This is a genomic window from Shewanella sp. 6_MG-2023 (genome assembly GCF_030547195.1).
GTDB lineage: Bacteria > Pseudomonadota > Gammaproteobacteria > Enterobacterales > Shewanellaceae > Shewanella.
In genome coordinates this window covers 40,740-57,260 of record NZ_JAUOQU010000022.1, presented here as the reverse complement: position 1 = coordinate 57,260, position 16,521 = coordinate 40,740, and the positions used below count along the sequence as shown (strand labels likewise).

12 protein-coding genes are annotated in these 16,521 nt (G+C 41.3%); 5 read left to right on the top strand and 7 right to left on the bottom strand.

Going from position 1 to position 16,521, the window contains the following annotated elements:
- Positions 1-45: 45 nt before the first annotated feature.
- Positions 46-642 carry a TetR/AcrR family transcriptional regulator gene (locus Q4533_RS13590; protein ID WP_102440316.1) on the bottom strand — a complete coding sequence of 199 codons (597 nt, stop codon included), beginning with the start codon at positions 640-642 and terminating at the stop codon, positions 46-48.
- A 229-nt stretch (positions 643-871) separates the two neighbouring features.
- On the opposite strand from Q4533_RS13590, the gene Q4533_RS13585 reads away from it, so the two are divergent.
- The 5 genes from Q4533_RS13585 to Q4533_RS13565 all read left to right on the top strand — a co-directional run bounded on the left by Q4533_RS13585 (position 872) and on the right by Q4533_RS13565 (position 6,754).
- Positions 872-1,270, top strand: coding sequence for a hypothetical protein (locus tag Q4533_RS13585; protein ID WP_102519723.1), 399 nt, complete (start codon positions 872-874; stop codon positions 1,268-1,270).
- Positions 1,271-1,431: 161 nt separating this feature from the next.
- Positions 1,432-2,127 (top strand): HupE/UreJ family protein, encoded by a 696-nt coding sequence (locus Q4533_RS13580; RefSeq protein WP_303502921.1) that lies wholly within the window; start codon positions 1,432-1,434, stop codon positions 2,125-2,127.
- 48 nt (positions 2,128-2,175) lie between these two features.
- Positions 2,176-2,841, top strand: coding sequence for a hypothetical protein (locus tag Q4533_RS13575; RefSeq protein ID WP_303502920.1), 666 nt, complete (start codon positions 2,176-2,178; stop codon positions 2,839-2,841).
- Positions 2,842-3,199: 358 nt separating this feature from the next.
- Entirely contained in the window at positions 3,200-5,434 is a 2,235-nt protein-coding gene (locus Q4533_RS13570) for a cytochrome C (protein WP_303502919.1), read from the top strand.
- 141 nt (positions 5,435-5,575) lie between these two features.
- A complete protein-coding gene (locus Q4533_RS13565; protein ID WP_303502918.1) occupies positions 5,576-6,754 on the top strand; it encodes a winged helix-turn-helix domain-containing protein in 1,179 nt (392 codons plus the stop codon).
- Positions 6,755-7,069: 315 nt separating this feature from the next.
- Here the strand turns inward: Q4533_RS13565 and Q4533_RS13560 are convergent, their stop codons facing one another.
- From Q4533_RS13560 to Q4533_RS13535, 6 genes are all read right to left on the bottom strand, one after another.
- Complete coding sequence (locus Q4533_RS13560) at positions 7,070-7,369, bottom strand: DUF3144 domain-containing protein (RefSeq protein WP_102440319.1); 300 nt, start codon at positions 7,367-7,369, stop codon at positions 7,070-7,072.
- A 246-nt stretch (positions 7,370-7,615) separates the two neighbouring features.
- Positions 7,616-9,766, bottom strand: coding sequence for a bifunctional 2',3'-cyclic-nucleotide 2'-phosphodiesterase/3'-nucleotidase (locus tag Q4533_RS13555; protein ID WP_303502917.1), 2,151 nt, complete (start codon positions 9,764-9,766; stop codon positions 7,616-7,618).
- A gap of 1,192 nt (positions 9,767-10,958) precedes the next feature.
- Entirely contained in the window at positions 10,959-12,134 is a 1,176-nt protein-coding gene (locus tag Q4533_RS13550) for a BamA/TamA family outer membrane protein (RefSeq protein WP_303502916.1), read from the bottom strand.
- A 281-nt stretch (positions 12,135-12,415) separates the two neighbouring features.
- Positions 12,416-13,162, bottom strand: coding sequence for an SDR family oxidoreductase (locus Q4533_RS13545; RefSeq protein WP_303502915.1), 747 nt, complete (start codon positions 13,160-13,162; stop codon positions 12,416-12,418).
- A gap of 89 nt (positions 13,163-13,251) precedes the next feature.
- Complete coding sequence (locus Q4533_RS13540) at positions 13,252-13,983, bottom strand: histidine phosphatase family protein (RefSeq protein ID WP_303502914.1); 732 nt, start codon at positions 13,981-13,983, stop codon at positions 13,252-13,254.
- 279 nt (positions 13,984-14,262) lie between these two features.
- On the bottom strand, positions 14,263-16,518 hold the full coding sequence (locus Q4533_RS13535) for an EAL domain-containing protein (RefSeq protein ID WP_303502913.1): 2,256 nt from the start codon (positions 16,516-16,518) through the stop codon (positions 14,263-14,265).
- Positions 16,519-16,521: the final 3 nt, after the last annotated feature.

Here is a 16,521-nt window from a genome sequence, read left to right as displayed (position 1 = left end):
TTTGTCCCTAGCCGCTGCATTGCCATTGCAACAATCAAACGCTTTTTAATGGCCAGGCATTAATTGCGAACTTTCAAATACACCATCAATGAGAGTTTGAATGGTATCGTCATCTTGATTGGCATGGGCATAAGTACGAATACCAATTATCTGCACTTGAATAAAACGTGCTAACGCCTGTGGATCTTGAGTCGTATCTAACTCACCTAACTGCTGCGCTTCAGTGAGTAGTGCGGCAAATTCAGCCTCAACCATCCCTAAGGCACTTTTAGCTTCAGCTAATAAATCGGCATTGTCTGTGGTTAATTCTGCCACAGTTTTAACCAGCATACACATACCACTTGGCACGGTTGATTTGTTGGCTAACACTGAGCGCTCAATAAACAGTTTTAACGCCCTAAGGGGCGAGCCAGCATCAATACGGCACTGGGCTAACATCTCAACACCCGTTTGCGCATAGTATTGTAAGGCCTCTTTAAACAAGCCTTCTTTGCTGCCAAAGCTGGCATAAATACTACCAGGGCGTAAATCGATTACTTCTTGCAGGTTACGCATTGAAGTCGCGTGAAAACCTTTTTGCCAATATAGGTTGGCCGCTTTTTGAATCGTTTCCTCACGATTAAATTTGGCTGCTTTAGTCATAATCTTAGTCTCAGATCTATATTGAACGATTGCTCAATTTTACAATGAACGACTGTTCAAGTCTAGTTTGCCTTACTGGCGATGACCAATAATTGCAGCTCTAGTAGTTTTAAGGTTTATCTGATTTAATCACCTTAATAAATGACGCTACTTGGTGCCAAGGCTTAAACAACTGAACTTCAATAACGATCAGGCCAAACTGCAATCTTCATCTAGGCCATTATCCCCTATGACACTATCAATAGTGTTAGTGGTATTGCTGTGTCAGTTATTTACTATTAGTACGGCATTCTCAGTGCAATACCCTCACGGAGAACATCCATCAGGTATCGTGCTTGCCCATCACCATGCAGATTTATCACAGCACTCTCATCCTTACCAAGAGGCTGAAAATACACTTAAAAAAACCTTTAATGCCACTGAATCACAGGCAGAAATATTAGCAGCGAATAACCCTGATAAGTCCGCTGCTGATCATGAACATGCTAATCAGTCACTCTCTGCGGCTCATCCACCATTCGAATCCATATTTGTCGCTGAATTTGCCCATACCAATACCCTTTCAGATAATCCAATAGATTATCAAAGTTACCAATTTGCTCCCCCTATACCTCCACCACATCAATAAGTCAGCGACTTTATAATCATATTCGTAATAAGAGTGATTTAACTGACTGCGCATTCATCAAGGCCAAACTGAGTTATTTCAGCAGAGCTTCAATGATTAAGCTCAGTCGTAAAGTGATATTTATAACGCGCGTTTGTGCGTGACTTATTGGAGTTACAACAATGAGCCAACCACTGGCCACAGCCATAAAAATGGCCGTGATATTCATGGGGCTTTTCGCTTCATTTTCTTTATTCGCCCATGGAGTGGATGAAGACACTCGGCAATTTCTTACCTTAAATCAGGGCGTTTCCATCTTCCCTTTCATTTACATTGGCGCTAAACACATGGTCACTGGATATGACCATTTACTGTTTTTAGTTGGGGTAATATTCTTTTTATTTCGCACTAAAGATGTGCTGATTTACGTCAGTTTATTCACCATTGGCCACAGCATAACGCTATTATTTGGCGTGTTAAATGATGTGCAAATTAATGCTTATCTGATTGATGCCATTATTGGATTTTCAATTGTGTACAAAGGCTTTGATAATCTCGGCGGCTTTAAACGCCTATTCGGGTTTCAACCCAATACTAAAGTTGCAGTGATGATTTTTGGACTGTTTCACGGCTTTGGCTTAGCCACCAAGATTCAAGAGTTTCAGCTCCCCAGCGATGGACTGGTTGCCAACATCATCGCCTTTAATGTCGGTGTTGAAATAGGCCAATTTTTAGCATTGGGATTGGTACTGATCGTGATGAGCTTATGGCGACGTCATAAAAGCTACCTGCAGTTTTCTACCGCCGCCAATACCTTGCTAATGAGCAGCGGCTTAATGTTAGTGGGCTTTCAATTAACTGGCTATTTTATCAATTAATCAGCCGGAATATGCATCATCATTTACCGCATTTTTTAAGGAACAAACATGAACAAGAATGAACAACAGTTGCAGCCAATAGCTATTCCGGTGCACTCCATAGCTATTCCTGTACATTCCACAGCAACGCTTATTAAAGCCAGTATCGCTGCAGGTGTTATTGCCGCGATTGTACTGGTCACAGCCATATTACCTGCTGAATACAATATCGACCCGACGGGTATTGGCAAAGCCTTAGGGTTAACCAAAATAGCTCAAGCAGCTGAAATAGGGGCTGTTGAAAATGCAGGAAGTGTGATTAATGAAGAAAGTGTAGATGGTATTGAGAGTGCAGCGTTAGTCATTGTCACCGCGCCATTAGTTGCAGACATTAAACAAGCCCGAAAAACGGCAGCGGTAAGATCGGATAGCGTCAATGTGGTTATTCCTGCAGGTAAAGGCTTGGAATATAAATTACTGCTCAATCAATTTACGCATTTAACCTATCAATGGCACACCCTTGATGAAGCGCCGTTGTTTTTTGACTTTCACGGTGAGCCCCAAGGCGATACCACTGGCTACTATGAAAGCTACAACATCAGTACTGCAAATAAAGTGACAGGCTCATTAACCACCCCTTTTGCAGGTGCCCATGGTTGGTATTGGAAAAACACCAGCGATGCTGCCATTACCGTGGTACTCAACACGACTGGGGCCTATAACATTAAAGGCTGATTGGCTTAATGGTTAGTGGTTAGTGGTTAGTGGTTAATGGTTAGTGGTGATGAGTCATCAAACTAAATCAAAAAACTAAATCAGAAAAAATCCACTGTCGATTATCTTAACGATACTCTGATAGTGGATTTTATTTATTAGAATGCCCCACTTTCAAAGCCAAACTACCAGCAGCTTCAGTTAAAAAAGCTAAAAATATCTAAAATCAGGCCAAACCCTCTAAAAAACTCTATTTTTAAAACAGTTCACTCATCAAATCTGCGCATCTTTAGCTAATGTCCTCGGCGGAAGCAATACTAATAATCCTAAAATTAAGATGATCATGATGAACAATAAAAAGCACATATGGGCATATAGCATGTCACTAGCCGCTCTTGTTATGGCAGGGTGTGGTAACGATGGCCGTGATGGTGAAGACGGTATTTCACCACCACCTAGCAGCCCTTCAGCGAAGGTTTTATCCCTCGATATTGAAGATATTTCTGTCTCTGAAGGTAATATTACCCTTAAATTCTCTGCTGAAAATGAACAAGGGACGCCAGTCACAAAAATTAACAGCATTAGAGTTGAAGCCGCTCAGTTACTCGCACCAATTAATGGTGATAGCTCTGCTTGGCAATACCTGCTCAACGAAACCTGCAATGAAGAGTGCCCAGGAGAGCTAACCGACTTTGCTAACGGCCAATACCAATACACAATGGGTACCAACTTAGCCGATAGCAGTTACTTTCCAAATGGCTATGATGCAAGCTTACCTCAACGCGTTATCCTCCGCGTAAATGGCACTGAGTTAGTGCCGACCACATATCAAAACACTGATTACATGGTCGATGGTTCTGAGCTATCGTTCACCCGTAATATTGTCGATAGTCAAACATGTTTAAGCTGTCATGAAGACATTGCCAGCATTAAACATGGCGGTGATAGCCTAGAAAACTGTGCCACTTGCCACTCAGCAGGCAGAGTCGATGATGATAAAACATGGCCTATCATTGCTCATCAAGCTCATATTGGTGTTAGCTCTGAGACCGTTGGTAACTGTTTAGCTTGTCACAACAATGAAGAAACAACCGAACACACTGAAGCGTTAAACTGGCAAACAATGCCAACTCGTGAAAATTGCTCTAGTTGTCATAACTTAGAAGAAGCCAACATAGATCATAGCGGTATGAGTGATAACAGCCAATGCTCAAGCTGCCATAGTGCCGAGCATGTCTATGATAAACACCGAGGCAAAGCCGATGCCGGTATCGCTGGCCGCAGCCTAATGAATGTCAACATTAGCGATGCGAAGATTGTTGATGTTGAAGGTGAATCATTTGCAGAAATCGTGGTTGGACTTGAAGATCAACAAGGCCAACCGCTGCCTTTTACTAGCACAGAAGCGAAAGATTGGGATTATTTATCCGGGCTTGAGTTGTACGTAAACTGGGGCATTGATGTTAATTTCACCCAAGGGCAACAAGACGGTATAGGGCTTGCTGGTCACATGGGACAAGGCCGCGGCTATACTGTTTACGGTAAAACCACCAAACGAATGACGTCAGAGCAAAGCGGATTACGTCCCTTAACGCCTGTGCATGCATTAGTTGATGGCAACCTTGTTTACCGGGTCGGGCCAATTGAGATGAATGATACCTTTGCAGGTGACACCTCAGACAATTATGGCTTTATCTCGAATCGAGTCTTTTTCTGTACGGATGATTTAGGTCAAGCAGCGACCTGTGGTGCCGAAGGCGTTAAGAGCAATGCTACTTATAACAAACGTTGGTTCTTTGATGCCTATGGCCTGCGTGATGAAATTAAACGTCGCCCGATTGTGTCAAACAAAAATTGCGGTTCTTGTCATGGTTACAACGAAGAAACGGATACTACCGAGCTAAATTGCCGCAGTTGTCACTCTCGCAATACTGAGTCAAACCTTGAGCTGGCGAATACGACCTGTTTCTCCGGTAATGATGGTGAAGAAGCTATTGCATTTAAGCCTATGATGCCTCGCGGTAAAGGCTACGGCACCTCAACTGCTGATATCGTTGATGCGTGTGTCGCATGTCATAACCCCAATACTCCGCCGACCCAAGCCATTCGCGAACGTCATACTGTGCAAGGTGACAAAGACTTTGTTGAGCAACTCGTTGTGAGTCACCCAGATCATAAAATCTGGATGCATTCATTACATAACAACCAGCGGGCAACTCAGAAACAACCGGATTGGATCCGCTCAGTAAATTACCCCGCTAACCAAGCCAACTGTTACCGTTGTCATGAAGGTGACACTTTTGGTGCAGAGCGTTTAACTGAAGAAGGCAAACCCTTAGCATTGGATCTGACTTATGATCCTGATAGCAGAGCATATCCGGCCACTGATGTTAACGTCGATGCTTATGTGAGCCCAGTGTCGGCAACTTGTTATTCATGCCATGCCAAGCGGTATGACGAAGACAGCAATACCATGGTAATTAAGCCCCATGTACGTGCGCATATGGAGCAAAATGGCGGTCGTTTTGGTGTCCCTAAGGATGAACTGGAAACAGAATCCTGTGTGACTTGCCATAAATTAGACAAACTCAAACAACAGCATAAATTGAATTAATCCCCAAATTCATCATCACTCCACCAAAGGGGCATTTATGCCCCTTTTATTTGAGGAAGGTCAAATTCTTTGACCACTTTCACATCAATATCAACCACATTTCGCTATATTATATCTCTTCTAACGCACTCAGGAATTTTCATGTTGTTGCTGGCCAACTTGCTATTCGATTCTGACAAACAAACCCTGACGGATGCTAGAACAGATGAGCAGCACTCATTATCGTTTTCAGAAAATGCAGTATTAAAACATCTAATACTGGCTGAAGGTGTCGCCACTAAAACCGATTTACAATCAGCTGGTTGGCCTAACCGCAATGCGACTGATGCATCTCTCAATCAATGCATCAGTACCTTAAGACGAAAGCTTGCCAGCGATGAGTCAATAGAGCTTAAAACCATTCCGCGTCATGGTTACGCATTAAACGCGCCACAGGCCACAAAGCAAAATAAACATACCCGTGCAACCCTAACCATGAAGGCTATGGTTATATTGATATTTTTGAGTATCATTATCGCCGTTATAGGGTATAGATTATGGCAACCGTCCTCAGTAAACCTGCCTTTTACGTTATGCCAACAACATCCATTAACAGCAGTAATTGAGGCGACCTCAGAAGATCACTGTGATTCATTGCCGCTGCCCATAATTAATCCATCCCAGCCCCAATGGCTAGGACAACACAATCATTACTACAGTTTAGCAATGTGCCCAGAAGGTGATTGCGCTCAAACGGGCTTGCTCAATACCGTTAGCCATAACGCCTTAATATCTTCAGTACAATTACAGCAGCTGACGCAAAAGATACAGCTCACCACCACGCCGTCCAGAAATCAATTAACCTTACCCAAAGCGGCTGTACAAACAACTGAATTAACCGAGCAACATTATAATAATTATATTTATTATCCGACTGAATCTGGTGACATCGTAAGAGTCGATTTTAGGATGGCCTTGCTCTACAACGAAGACAAAGCAGGTATTATGACGGTTGATGCCTGTATTAGCCTGTTAAATTGCGATGGGGCATCGATACAGTTTCAAGCTCGTTATCAATTTAATGAGCAACAAATAGAGCAAGAAGGTCACAACATAAGTGTATTTTTCATGACCGTTGACCATCAACACCTCACTCCAGATCAACATTTAGGAAAACAAGGCGAACTGTTCACTTTCTACAGCTCGTTGCGCCGCAGCCTATTGTTCGATAATGATATTCGCTACTACCGCCTACAAGATGATGAGCATTATGGTGTATGGCAGTTACCACTGTTAGGCAATCCGGTAGCATGGCTGCATCGGCAACAATTAGCGCTATAGCACCTATTGATGAGCCCATTTCACATTGTTGATTGCAGATTGCAGATTGCAGATTGCAGAGTACTCAGTACTGCTAAGCACAACGCGACATAGGAACTTGGTCATCTTGTCTTGCCCGTTTCTATTGGAAACAAAACTGCGATGCCGTTGTTGCCGGGGTAATTAACATTACTCGGAGTATAAAATGAGACACTTGATAGGGCTTAATCGTCAACACCAAGATAATTAACGATAAAAAATCCACTGTCGATTATCTTAACGATACTCTGATAGTGGATTTTTTAAATCATAATCTTGCGCTGTGCAGCAACAGGTTTACTTTTGTGTTTTACGGTAATGATCAAAGTTTTTAATGTAATCGTCCATATTACCTTCTAACAACTTACGGTACTCTTCAGTGTAATAGGCCACCATGTCAGCTTTTTTCTGCTGCATCTCTTCGGCATTATCAAAACCAGTAGAAGCAAACCAAGCATTGTAGCGGGTTAAGGAATACATGAATGAAGCGCTTACTTCACCCGTTTTTACCTTGGGATTTTGATTAAACTCATTAGCAACATTAATAAACTGACTAGCGCGATCGAAAAAAGCTTTATCTGGTTTTGAATCAAACATGATAGATCCTTGTACTGAAAGTTGCCTGTAGCGGCAAAGTAAAATAGCAATGGTAATAACCTACGTGCTTTTACGCTGGTAAACCTTAAGGTGGTTCACACTCTGCAATAATGATGCTCCGTAACTGTGAGCAGCATCAATATGTCGAGAAATCACTGAATTTAACACATAAAAAACCCTACTGATCATTAAGTAGGGTTTTATACTTTCTAAACTTTAACGCTAAACTTTAATGCTAAATCAGCATTACTGACCTTTAGCTTTACAGTTAAATTCACCGCTGTAATCAAAGTTAAAGTTGTAAATAGTGAAACCTTCAGTACCTTCTTTAGTACCGTCTTCACCGTCTGTAGACAAACCAGTGATTTCATTAGTTGCACAGCGAATACCTTCTTCAAGTTTAGCTGAGCTAAATGAAACACTTTCTGTCGTTGGCGCGATAAGCTCAAACACTTTAGCGTTCGGGAAGGCTAAGGTGTTATCACCTTCTTGCTCAGCTAAACGATCAGCTAAGTAGAACTGCACCAATTCACGGTTATTAAATGCCGCTTCTTCTTTAACTAGCTCAGCATTATCAACACCTGGCATACGCGAGTTAGATGCACGGTAGTTGTTAGTGATCACATAGATTTCTGCGTCATCAGCAATTTCAACACCGTTATAGGTAAGCTCAACTAACTGCTTGCTGTCTGTTGTATCAAATTCCCAACCATTAATGTTGGTGTACTTTGATTGGTTTTCAACGTTGATTGTGTACTTAAGTAGCCCTTCACCTGACTGGTTAAAACCAGCGTAGAAGGCATCAAAGTTATAACCAGGGAAGTCTTCAACAAGGAAAGTCTCACCTTCAGCTAATGGTAAGCTGTTATAAGCATTTGAGTTAACCCACTCAATCCAGTTTTTCATATCCGCACCGGTCATTTTTAAAACGGCAGGGGTATTGTTATCAAATACATAGATATCAGCAACTGAAGCGTTAGTTAGCTCACCAGTTTGAATGTTGGTGTAATCGGCGCCGCCATTACGACCAGATTTAAATGGCGCAGATACAGACATGAAAATAGCGTCTGCAGATGCATCAGCAAACTCGCCTTCTGCTTTCCATTTATTCAGTTGATGAAGCTGTGCTTGGTTAACCACTTGCATGGATAAATCTGGTACCACTTGTGGGAAGAAGCTGTTCATGTTCACATCGATTTCAGCAATCATTGCTGACATGTAATCAACTGTACCTTCATGCTCTTCAACTACTAGATCTTCAATAAGAACATCAGACTCATTTGGAATTAGTGAGCGCAGCTCGGTTGTAGAGTGAGAATGGTCAACAGTCCATGTCTCGCCGTCATCGCTAGATTTAAGTTTAAGATCAATCACCCCTAACTTAGCACCCCAGAAACCTGGCATGATGGCTGGAATACCATTAATTAAACCAAGCTCAGGATCAACCCCTGGAATTTCACCGTATTCATTATTTGCATTCGGGAATTCACGGTGGTCGTGACCAAACATAATGGCATCAACACCGTCTACATAAGCAAGGTGTAAGGTTGCGTTTTCAGCAAACTCATCATTATTGTCATTGAGGCCTGAATGCGGGATAGCAACAATAACGTCTGCGCCTTCAGCCTTCATCATAGGCACAAAATGTTCAGCGGTTTTCTTGATATCTGAAACCATCACATTACACACTAGATGCGAAGCATCCCAGCCCATAATATCTGGTGGTGTAAAGCCAATGACACCCACTTTAACATTGTATGATTCACCATTTTCGGCAATAAACTCACGGTCTAAAATGACATATGGGTTATACATATTTTCTGCGGTGTCATAAAAATCTTCAGTAATGCGTACTTCACATTCATCTGCTGCATTGCTGACTTTTTCAAGCGAGCTATCAGCTTTCCATACGTTTGAGCTAACATAAGGGAAATCTGAACCTTTAAGCGCTTCATCTAGGTATTCAAGGCCATAGTTGAACTCATGGTTACCTAAGTTAGCTGCATCATATTCTAAATAGTTCATCGCTTTGTAAACCGGATGCTTTTCACCTTTAAGATGCTCAGCACCTAGCGCTGCCATGTAGTCGCCCATTGGGCTACCTTGGATTAAATCGCCATTATCAAATAACATGCTATTGGCGACTTCTTCACGCGTTTCAGCAATCACTAAAGAAGTACGTGCTAAGCCCCATTCAGGCAGGTTGTTTTCGTTGTGTTCTGCGCTCTCAAAGTAATTGTATGGCATTACATTGGTATGAATATCTGTGGTTTCCATCAAACGGACTTCCATGCTAATGGTATCGTTTTTTGGTTTATCGTCTGATGAGCTATTACAACCTGTAAGTACTGCTGCAACACTGGTAGCAAGCAGAAGTTTCTTAGCATTCAATTTCATATTTATTCCAGATAATTATTTTATTTATGTCTGTATGCCGAATTATTGCCACAGATTAAGATTGGTCAATTAATCTCAAGCAATATTTCAGCATCAGTAAAGGCGGGAGTAAATTAAATAAAACATACAAATAAGTAAAGTGAAGATTTTATTTCAAACAACAATAAAAACAAAAAAACAGCTTTGAATTTAAAGTCAAAAAAATAACAACGCAGAAAACAAGCAACAAACGTAAAAATAAAAATTACAGATATAGTTTGAAAAACAAGCTTAAGACTCACGGCTAAAAACCTTAAGTCTTAACTTACCCCTCATAAATATTTCAGTTAATATAAAAACAGCACATATATTCAACAAGTATCTCTTAGGATAAAAAATATCCCTCAAGATATGAATAAAAAACAACACTCTGAATTGTTTCGACAGCAAGACACTGCCACAATCAAAAACATAAAATAATTAAAGTACAGACAGATAAGATAAAACCAAAATTTCAGACCTCTATTTTACTCTAGCCTTTGGCACCATGTTTAATTACAAAACCTTAGCTTTTATGATTGTGATGATTGGTAGAGCTTATGTCCCAGTCAATTGAAATGACACTTGTTCTTGAAATGATCAATAAATTTCAAATCTGACCAAAATAGAAAACAATTCAGTACTACTCGCCTACTGCTACTGATAACATTATAAATATAAAATTAGTTTTGAAAATTTAAATTAAAAACCTGGCTGCAACAAGTGTTTCTCACAAAATAAACACCAATCAAGCCGCAAACAAACACCTGAGCAACAACAAATAAACATCTTAAGCCTCGCCGCGACACTTTAAATTACCAACAAATTAAATAGCAATTAATAAAAATAGTTTCTTAAATTATTCAAACCCTAATTATTAATAACCTACAGCAGTTACAAAATGATTAGATTGTTAATAAAGACATAAGCAAAGATAAAATAGCAACACTATTTGTAAAATACAGACATAGAGACAACCCAATTTAAACAGTGTAATCAATTATCAGTTAAATATAATTTTATTATCGAAAAGTGCTTAATTAAAAGTGTAAGAATTATAACTAAGTCCCTGGTAGATGATATTGACTACTACTGAATTCAATAGTACTTATAAAGGTAAGAGCACATATAAACTGATTGCCAATTAATATGTGCTTAAGTGTCTGATTGACGATTAAAAGCCCGAGCCTAGGTTAAAATACAATGCCCGCTCCTCTTCACTGGCGGCGACATCCACTCCCATATGAATGCCGTAACGTCTGGCAATTTGATAGCGAAAGCCAACACCATAAGCATTAACGGAGTCGCTGCTGTCTTGTATTGATTCCGTCTCTGTCTCTGTTTGGCCGTAACCGTAAAAGGTCGATACCGTCCAGCGGTGATCTATGTGATACATCAACTGCGCTTGTAAGGTGCCGACTTGATCACCTTGATATCGAAATGCTGATACACCACGAAGATCAACATAAGGCTTAGTGGTAGGTGAAAGGCTGGTGTCTTTCTCATACAATTCCTGATAACTAGCAGCGACCGCAAAGGTCCACTTTTTAGCAATAGGGAAATAAAACTCGCCACTGGTATCTAAGGTACCGTAATGACTGTCAGAACCTAACGCCTCATCATATAACATGTATTCAGCCGATAAAATGTAACCCTTTTTCGGGAAAAACATATTATCTCGAGTGTCATACTCGGCCACCAAACCAAGACCTGAGGTGGTATGTTTATCACCCAGTGCGGTTTGCAAAAACCAATCAACTACAGCGTTTGATGATGAGACACTGGACACTGACCATAGCTGTTTTAAGCCCAACAATAATGGCGTATCAGCCACTCTAAACTGCAGTTTTTGCATCGCAAAGTAAGCTTCGGTAGTGGTATCAAATTTGAGGTTTTGCCCTTCAGGTAGTAAGCCACCTAAATTAGTATAAATATCTAAATTCGCCTTAGCAGCACCTGCGCCGCCGGTATAACGAATACTATCGTTTAACCAAGAATGACGGTGCCCCGCAAAAGCAAACCAAGTACCATTGGCTGTCGCGCCGCCGCCCACCAAGGTCATTGCTGCAGGAATTAACTGGGCGCCGCCATCAATAGACTCAAGGGCTTTTTGTTTACGTAGTTCTTTTTCTTCATCGGTTTCGTGCAAAAACAAGCCCATCAAACCACCACCAGCACCAACTGCAGGCTCAGTAATTAAAATAGGAACCGGTAAAAAACCATAGGCATTTTCAGCGAGGTGATAGCCAAGATCAAATTGGCCATCTTGCTGATCAAAAAAATAAGACTGCTCAGCAGATGCTTGCCAAGAAGCCATAGCTAAAATGCATAATGAGATTTTTTTAAACATGAAACACCTAACCAAGTAAAAAGAGTACCAGTACTGAATCGGCCGTCCCCAAAAATACCAATATGGGTTAGCACAATAAAACTCAGCAGCATTAACGATAAAAATTATGACTTAATTAAAGCAGTTTTTCGACTCACTGTTGAAGGATCTAACCATTCAATACAATTACGGTAAGATATCTCTGGCCTATGCATATAAAAATGCCTGCTTATTCAAAGAATAAACAGGCTAGATACGTGTCAGTTTTCAACCATTGTTATGGCGCTTGATTTAAGAAAATGTTAGCTAAATTTACGGATAACGCTAACAGGTGCGACTCGCAATACCCAATGCAAAATAGCCCATGGCCAGCTTGGCACAAAAGCGTTGGGCTTTTCTTTATTGATGGCCTTTACTAGCGCCTTACAACCGGTTTCGGTATCGACAATAAAGGGGATTTTTTCAACCCCTTCATTGATCTCACTTTGAATAAAACCAGGGTGAATACAGCTTACTTTTATCGGGGTATTCATTACATCAATACGTATGCCTTCACTAAGAGATGTTAGCGCTGCTTTAGTGGCTGCGTAAACTGTCATCGCCCGTCTAAAACCACGTACTGCACTGACAGATGATATGGTGACTAAATGCCCTGAATTTTGAGCCCTAAAGATAGCCATTGCCGCCTCAGCCTGTGCAAGCGCGGCAATAAAATTGGTTTCTGCTGTTTGTTTATTGGCATTAAAATACCCAGTACCAATGGAAGCACCTTTGCCCATGCCCGCATTAATAATAATGCGGTCTAACGGCCCCATTTCAGCGTTAAATTGATCAAAAACGCTAAAAACAGCCTCATGATCATTCACGTCTAAGGCTTTTATCAGCACGTTAATTTGCGGGTTAATTTGTTCTAGCTCAGCCTTGAGCTCAACTAACCTATCCATTCGGCGCGCACACAGTGCTAAGTTAGATCCCTGTTTTGCAAATTCAATGGCCATTCCTCGACCTAAACCCGAACTTGCCCCGGTGATCAAAATATTTTTTCGCATCTTATTATCCATTTTATGATGAGTTATTTTTATTATTTACATGGGCTATTTAAGCCCATTTTAGGCGCTGTTACAGCAAAAATAAGCACTTAGGTGTAAGTAATTATCCTTTTATCCCCTTGTTGCTCGAATATATCGTGCTCATTTAATGACGACAATGACCACTGCTTGTCCTGACCTCTGGCCACCACTTTGGTCACGCCGCCATTGACTAATGACCAATTAATATCGACAAACTGTGTTAGCGGCAATCCCAATAATAAACTGGCAATCACGCTAATTGGTCCGCCCGATGAATAGACCAAAATGGTTTTACCGTGATGCTCGCTGGTTAAGCGCTCAAAAACACCTATGACCCGTTGCTGAAAATCACTCCAAGATTCTGTATATAGGTTGTTTTCATTTAACTTAGCCGTTGCAGATGCCTGTGTCCACTGCTCCATAGCGCCGAAAAAGTGCTGCTGAAAAGCCGCGAGAGGATCGGGCTCTTGAGCTAAAAATGCGCGCATTTTACTGGGGCAGGTAAACTCAGGATGATACGCACCGAGAATATTTTGATGGTCATATTCATTCCAGCCAGCATCTTGCTCACTTAAACTTATCAGTGCATCATCGGCCAAACCAAAGCTATCTAGGCTATGCTGCGCGGTTTGCTGATGGCGTAACATTGAGCCTGTTATCACGAGATCTGGCGTAATGGTTTTATTGGCTAAATATCGCCCCACCAGCTTAGCCTGCTCAATGCCTAAATCAGATAACTTATCATAATCATCGGCATGAAAACTGGCTTGGCCGTGACGAATTAGAAAAATTTTACTCATGGTAAGTCCCATCACTAAATGCTGAATTTGCTGCGTTAAGCGCCTTATATAATGCCCATAAACCGTTTTTACATCCAAATGCTAAATCATGCTCAACAGCATTTAAAGCCCGTAAGAGCGACCTGTTTATTTCATTAACATAGCCTATTTTTAAAGGGGATTCGACAGTCTTTAATCATGATACAAAAGAAGCCTTTTTAGTTACTTGATTAGGAAGCAAAGAATTGAGTTATGAGGGTAAGTGATAGTGAATTAGAGCGCTTTTATTCGCATTAAGAATTACGCAGTCCAAGTTGGATTGCAGTGCCAAGCTTGCACCCACTTAGGCACCTGTGCTGCTGGCATAGGTTTAGAAATACCATACCCTTGAGCTACAGTGCAGTGAAGCGATAATAACTTATCAGCTTGCGCCTTAGTCTCTACCCCTTCGGCAACGACCCCAAGATCAAAGATATCTGCTAGGCCTATGATAGCCTTCACAATAGCAAGATCAGACGTATCGATTAACATATCCCGAATAAAGCTCTGATCTATTTTTAATTTCGTAGCAGGCAAGCTTTTAAGGTAGGTAAGTGATGAGTAACCGGTACCAAAATCATCTAAGGCAAACTTAACGCCCATTTGTAAACAGGCGTTCATTCGCTGACTAATTTTAACCATATCTTCTAAGGCACTGGTTTCTAATATTTCCATTTCCAATAGCTCGGGAGAAATATTAGGGTAAGCGGTTAAAGCTGCAGCTAAGTTGGCGACAAAGTCACTACTTTGCAATTGGCTGGCGCCAATGTTGACACTAACGGGAATCGTTAAGCCTTTTTCTTGCCACTCATCTAGTTGTTTAAGTACAGTATCAATTACCCACTCGCCTATTTTAATGCTAATTAAGTGGTCTTCAATCATGGGTAAAAAGACTTCTGGCAGCAATAATCCTTGTTGCGGATGCTGCCAGCGCAGCAATGCTTCAACCCCCACTACTTTCCCTGTGTTCATATTTACTTTAGGCTGAAAATAAAGAACAAACTCTTGGTTTTCGTAAGCCTGAATAATACACTCAAGGCTCTTTCGTTTCGTTTTTGAGGCTTCAGCAGAGTCCTTATCAAAAAATAAATAACAGCTTTTGCCTGCGTCTTTCGCTTGATACAGCGCATGATCAGCTTGCCTTAGTAGCAAGTCTGGATCTGTACCATTTTGCGGGTACAGTGTTACCCCAATACTGGTTGAAGCTTGCAGTATTTCTTCATTGCAAATAATACTTTGCGATGCAGCCACCAGCATCCGCTGTAATACTGGTTCACAATCACTGGCCTGTTCTAGGTCACTGAGTACTGCAACAAACTCATCACCGCCAATACGCGCTAAAAAGTCTCCTGCACGCAGCGCACTTTTTAGCGCCTGTGAAATTAAAACTAAGAATTGATCGCCAGTGCTATGGCCGTGGATATCGTTAATGGCTTTAAAGCCGTCTAAATCAAGATAAGCCAGTGCCAGCTTTTTACCGCGTCGCTGGCTCTGTTTTAGTGCCTGCGCTAACTTATTGGCCAGTAATGCTCTATTGGGTAAACCAGTTAACATATCGTGATGGGCGGTATGCTCTAGTTGCTGCTGGTGCGCTTTTTTATCGGTTATGTCAGTAAACATTGAGACATAGTGCATGACCTTGCCATACACATCACGCACCGCACTGATTGATTGCATTTGCGGATAAATTTCGCCGTTTTTGCGTTTATTCCATATTTCATCACACCAATAGTTATGCTGTTTCAGCGTGCTCCACATACCGTCGTAAAAGTCTGCAGACTGTCGACCCGATCTGAAAATTCGTGGGTTTTTACCAATGGCCTCTTGACGGCTAAAGCCTGTTATCTGAGTGAAAGTGTCATTAACTTCAAGGATATTGCCCTTTAAATCGGTGATCATGATGCCTTCATGAGCATGACTAAAAACACTGGCGGCAAGTTTTAATTTTATTTCAGATTTTTTAGTGGCGGTAATATCTGTCAGTGCGCTAAGGCATTCAAGGCCATCTTCGTTAATAGTAAGCTTTAACTGTACCGTGCTTAGCTTATTATCGATGTTAAGTTTTATCTCACTGTCTGGAGAGTCAACGCCTTGAAAAGTATTGGCAAGGTGGGCGTTATATTGCAGTAGGGAGTCTTCAGTTAAGTATGCTCCAAGGCGTTTACCCAGTATATTTTTACGGGGCATACCTAACATACTTGCAGCGGTAAAATTAGCCTGAGTGATATACCCAGTGCGATTTAGCGAAACATAACCTACTGGGGCTAAATCATATAATGCTTGATAGTTTGCAGCGGCTGATTCGGCGATATCTCTGGCCACTATTAGCTCGTTTTGCTGCATCTCTAATTCGATTTGATGCACCTGTAACTCATGTAGTAATCGATCAGCTGCAACCTCATCCGCTAGTGAGCAGCGCTCATTGCACTCATTGCAATCATGTTTATGCTGACACTGCATAGAATCCTTACGCAATGAATTCAGGCTTTGAATAGTTGGCTTTATACCCTTGTTCATTGC